We start from the raw sequence: 4,945 nt of genomic DNA, 5'->3' as shown, positions 1-4,945 counted from the left end.
TTGTGCTAACTGAACCGGAATATAGTCATTTTTCGATTGATTATCACAGTGTTTGACAGCCGAGCCAGCTTTCAGTACATTCAAAACTCATGGAAAAGGTGGTTTATTTTTCCTATACCCCACACTGTTTTATCTGGCGGTCGATCCCCTCCGTCGTCATCAGAGAAGCAGCGCGCAAGACTAAATGTTTCCAGCTGCAAGATTGCTATCCAATTGGCTACTGTTCATAATGGTCCGCCAGTCTGTGGAGGAGTATGGCAGTTTTCTAAAGCAGAAACTCCTCAATCGATAAAACGGCAATGCCATGATTCGAGTGGCCTGGGCGGCTAGATGGTGAAAAAAATGAGCGATCTTAGAGAGCAACTGCGCAAGGATCTCATCGAGTCTTACAGGCATAGAGCCGCAGGGGATGCTGCATGTGCACTATGTGGAAACACAACGCGTCCACTGGCATTTCATATGCTCGAGGCCTCGTTCAGTGAGGGCAATCAAACACCAGATGGCTTCGTGCCGATGTCAGCCTCTCGCGGTAGAGTCAGCGGCAGCTTTCCAATTTGCAATGTTTGTTCTCCTCCTTGTAAGAAATGTGGCTTGCCAGTACCAACCGAAAAAGTTCTGGAGCTCGGTTACCGTCTAAAGGCCAGAAGTGGTAACGGTGTCTGTCAGCATATTCAGTTCGGACTCTTTCTATCCGCCATTCTTAAGCGGCTATTTGGCATTGGCCGTTTTGGGCGTCGCGCATCGTAGTATTCAGGAAAAAGCCGATAGAAGCTGTGTTTTCTTTCGGAAATACTTGGCCATCTAAGTAGCCCGCCACTGTCGAACCCCGCAAGCAGCTGCATCAGTAATTTAAGACTAGTCTGAAATCAAACCGTCAGATCCTTTTGCTGATCCCACGTGAGCAGTTCCCCGGTTTTTATTTCCTCAAGAACTGGCGCCAGTGAAGTAAATTTGTCCATCACAAATGAACTGAACGTTTTGCCGTATCTGGGGTGGTTAAGTACATGCCTGAAGATCGTCGTGCCTGCCATGAGCACGCTAACCTTTGCCAAATCATCGCCCCCCGCCTTGCTGTAATTCGTCGGCGCCCTACGTATTTCCTGCAAGAGGTTAAGCCCGAGCGACGCTTTTTTGGGGTCGTTAATTTCCATGTTCAGCTTAGCGTCACCTAACATGCCATTGACCTGCGCCTCCGCCGCCAATTGAAACTGCGCAAGGTTTCTCTTCTCAAAAATTTCAGTTACCTTCTTCCAAACTCCGCATCCCACAAAAGTGGGTTCACTCTCGATAACTGCTGCGACGACTATGCAGTAGGCGAGCGCATCTGCATCGAACGCCGCCATGCCGTGCAGTAATGCACGTGGCACAAAATCCTTCGCGCCGACGAGCCTACGCAATTCATAGTCGTCGATGGAAAGTTTTTCAAATGCGTTCAGAATTTCGGGCGAAAGCTGATTAATGCTTTTGACCAGCTTGGGATACGGCACGTACTTGAACGGATGCTCCTTTTGGCTCAGTTGGAGGTTGAACGGGGGCGCCGCCTTTGGTGGGGCGGCCTGAGGAGATTCGGTATTCGGCTTCTTCTTGGATAACGAATCGGCTAACAGCAGTAGTGTTTGCTGTCGCGGCTGTGACAGACTTTCGAATCGTTCTTTACTTGTGGATGAGAGCCCTGGCGTTTCCGAACTTACATTTAATTGAATGTCCTGGAAAACGACTTTACGGAGATCATTCCAGAATTCAAGAAATTGGTCTTCATTAAAGTCCTTTATTTCATCCAGATCCTCCACTCCGGCGGTTTGCGCCGCGAGAATGAGGTATTGCGAACGGGCTTCATCCGGATCGCTTGAGAAACCAGAATACTTGAGGTCGTTTTGAACGATAAGTTGTTCATCGTTCCTGAATTCACACATTGCCAAAATGCCCAAAAACCCGACAGCGCGCGCTGGCGGAAGATAGCTCCATTTGATGCTTGTGAATTCCTTACCGATGCCGGTCGATAAAATGCCTAAAAGCAATTCACTGGTGAGCGATCTTCCACTAAGCACATTGCTTAGGAGTTGCACGGTTTCGGTAATGCCAGATTGAGTAGAGGTGAAAGATCGCCGTATTGCACTTGTGATAGCCGTTTTTATCAGTGCGTCAAACGCAACTAGATAGACGATGTCCTGCTGGACACCAACCGGATAGTTACCGAGTTTGCGCCACTCAGATTTTCGAAACAGATCGAATAAACGCATGATGCGCACCACCAGTGGAAAAGTTATCCATAGCCAAAATGAAAGGCCGTTGCTTGTCTAGATCCTTGGGCATCAGTAAAGATCCTGGGGTAGCACCGCTCGCTTTCTCCAAGTTGCTGGTCTCAAGGAACAAATAACTCGGATTACCCTTCCAGAGCTGCCCTTGAAGCAATGGGTTCGCGTATTGGTGAAGTATCACTCGCGCCCAGACATGCTCAAGCTCACCCGGACTGGGCGTTACGTCGGGTTTGTTTTCCATGACTTTTAGTGCGATTTCGTCAGCGCACGACTTGATTACGCCAGACAGCCAAGCAGCTTCTGCAATCCAGACAGATTCTTCCTTATTCAGTGAACGCCGAGAGGAATACGTCGCTAGGTCATGGGCGGATTGCGCAAAGTCGCCCTTGTAGAGTAGATACCATCCGATTTCTGCATAGAGGCCAGCACCGATCAATCGCACGCCCGTCGGAACTTGTGGAAGATTTATGCTCCAGTCCAGTACCTCTTTCACAATATCGGCAGCTTCCTTGTGCCTGCCAGATCTTATGAGGCACCGTGCCCAGGCAAGTGCCGGACGCGGGAAAAATCTGTCTTCGTAAAGCCCCTTTGTTAATTGCAGATTGTTGTACGCGATGCTGTAGTGCAACTCGGCTTCTCTTCCCTGACCAATTGCTGCGTGCAGATTGCCAAGCTCTTCGATTAGAACCACGTCGTTTGGACGCCTAGCGAGGATGCCTTCCAATGCCGAAAACGACTTATTGACCTCACCCTTAGCGCGGAAAAACTGCGAGGTACCTGCAATGATTTCAGATCGATCGATAGTCCAGCCGGAATCTGGCCGTGAACTATTGGCCCAAGGGTGGTCGCGAATTATCTCCGCATAAGACTGATAGCGATGCGCAGGATCGAGCGCCAAGCATTTTGTTAAAAAAGCGACGATTTGTGCACCCTGGTCCCCTTTGCCGGCAACGCTTGCTAGCAAAGGAGCTGTGCGTATTTGATCCTGTACGATCAGTTCGGGTGATGGTTCAACATAGGGGTGTTCTTTCGTAAGCATCTGATAGAAGGTTACCCCCAGTGAAAAAATATCAGACCTTATTGACGGTGCACTTCCGCCCCACAACTCGGGCGCCATAAAGAATGGCGTCCCGGACACTTCCCTAGATGTCGATTTGGGAATGTTTCCTGCACCAAATGCGATCCGTTCCTTGGCTGTGGCCGCAACGCAGCGCGCCAAACCAAAGTCACTTAGACGTGGCTGACCGCTTTTATCTATCAGAATATTCGCTGGCTTTATGTCTTGGTGGATAAGAGCTTTTTCTGTATACGCAAAGTTCAGGGCGCTGAGCGTCCCTGCAATCAACCGTTGTAGTTCAGTTGCGGATAAGACTTTCCGGTCTAAGGTATCCAGAGACATTGGGTACCACTCGATAATGACGCTTGGAAGACTGTTCCATCTTCCAAATGCAAGCGCCCGCGCGATGTTTGGGTGGTGTGCAACTGAAAACCACGCCTCACACTCAATATCAAATGCTTGGATGCTGCTCTTACCCTTAATGGTTTTCATGGCGACTGTTTTTTCGCCACCAGCCACTGGAAACAATTTATAGACCGTTCCCATGCCTCCATGAATCTCTTTAGCCACCACGTATTTGCGGTTTCTTAAGTATTCGACCGTCAAGATTGCTGGGGGCATCATTTTGTTATTGCCTTGCAAGGAAATTTATAATCTTGTCGCCAAACCACGCGCGACAAGACCCCGGCTTGCTCCTTCGAACAAGGTGACGTCGTTGCTCAGTGATTTGGTGGGAAAATGGTCTTGATTCATCAACATAGGATTGCTCTCAATTGCGATTGTAATGTTGCGCCTTTACCTTGCCGGCAACAACCGTATTTGGAAATGAGGTTGCCGACGATCGCGCTGGTATTTCTAATTGCTGGGCAGCGGGAAATTCGAACTGTCGTCCTGAAAGCGTATTTCCATTTGGGTGATAAGTCAGGGAACGATTCTCGTTGTGCAAGTGGACAGCCTACTCATTTTCTTGCATTGGTTTCATCGACATAAACATCATCCACTAAAATCCTGCTCATAAAATATTTCTCCTTATTATTGTCAGAAAGATCATACCGGCTTACCGTAATATCATCGGTCATCCGAAAAGATTTTGTTATTCACCATCCAGTAACTGCTTTGATTGGTCCTCTACTCTCTGCATTTTCGCATAAAAATCACTTCGCTTATTTGAAATATTCATCGATCAATCCCGCACCGCTGCTTCATATCACTCACGCAATCTGATGAATTCATTGATTTACACCTTTTCTGAATCGCCTATACCCGTGCTGCTCTTGCAACCCGGAAAGAAGACTTAAAACTGGCATATAATAGGATGCTTTGAACCCATACCGGTCTTACAGCAGATTCTCCTGCCGCCGCGAGACCGGTGCGCCCTTGACATGCAACAACCGCACACTTTACCCGCACCCGGCACCCTGTTAGCTCAACCACATGAAAACCAACCATGCCGCGCGCTTGTAGCTCCTCGGCATTATCTATTCCAAGATCATCAAAAACATTACCTGAGCTGTTTTCAAATTCAATGTTCCCTTGTTTTTTCATGGCTCTCTAGCTCCTTTGCTTCCTTGTAACGTTGCTTAATCAAATCCACGTCCTGTTTTGGCGTTGAAATACCTTTTTTGGCTTT

At 48.3% G+C, this 4,945-nt stretch carries 4 protein-coding genes; 1 reads left to right on the top strand and 3 read right to left on the bottom strand.

Annotated elements, in window-relative coordinates:
• Positions 1–342: 342 nt before the first annotated feature.
• Entirely contained in the window at positions 343–747 is a 405-nt protein-coding gene (locus K2P83_RS12330; protein WP_292929613.1) for a hypothetical protein, read from the top strand.
• 119 nt (positions 748–866) lie between these two features.
• On the opposite strand, the gene K2P83_RS12325 is transcribed toward K2P83_RS12330, so the two are convergent.
• The 3 genes from K2P83_RS12325 to K2P83_RS12315 form a co-directional block, all read right to left on the bottom strand.
• Complete coding sequence (locus tag K2P83_RS12325) at positions 867–2,240, bottom strand: hypothetical protein (protein ID WP_292929611.1); 1,374 nt, start codon at positions 2,238–2,240, stop codon at positions 867–869.
• Complete coding sequence (locus K2P83_RS12320) at positions 2,209–3,939, bottom strand: serine/threonine-protein kinase (protein ID WP_292929609.1); 1,731 nt, start codon at positions 3,937–3,939, stop codon at positions 2,209–2,211. Before K2P83_RS12320 ends, K2P83_RS12325 begins: the two co-directional genes overlap by 32 nt.
• A 633-nt stretch (positions 3,940–4,572) precedes the next feature.
• On the bottom strand, positions 4,573–4,860 hold the full coding sequence (locus tag K2P83_RS12315; protein WP_292929607.1) for a hypothetical protein: 288 nt from the start codon (positions 4,858–4,860) through the stop codon (positions 4,573–4,575).
• Between the last annotated feature and the right edge of the window lie 85 nt (positions 4,861–4,945).

Origin of the sequence: Nitrosomonas sp. (assembly GCF_019752415.1) — a bacterium.
In the GTDB taxonomy this organism is placed as follows: domain Bacteria; phylum Pseudomonadota; class Gammaproteobacteria; order Burkholderiales; family Nitrosomonadaceae; genus Nitrosomonas.
The sequence above is the reverse complement of the archived record's forward strand: the minus strand, read 5'-3'. Positions and strand labels throughout refer to the sequence as shown.

Coding starts and splice junctions, on each gene's coding strand:
- K2P83_RS12330 (WP_292929613.1), top strand. CDS start 343: ATGAGCGATCTTAGAGAGCAACTGCGCAAGGATCTCATCGAGTCTTAC.
- K2P83_RS12325 (WP_292929611.1), bottom strand. CDS start 2,240: ATGCGTTTATTCGATCTGTTTCGAAAATCTGAGTGGCGCAAACTCGGT.
- K2P83_RS12320 (WP_292929609.1), bottom strand. CDS start 3,939: ATGATGCCCCCAGCAATCTTGACGGTCGAATACTTAAGAAACCGCAAA.
- K2P83_RS12315 (WP_292929607.1), bottom strand. CDS start 4,860: ATGAAAAAACAAGGGAACATTGAATTTGAAAACAGCTCAGGTAATGTT.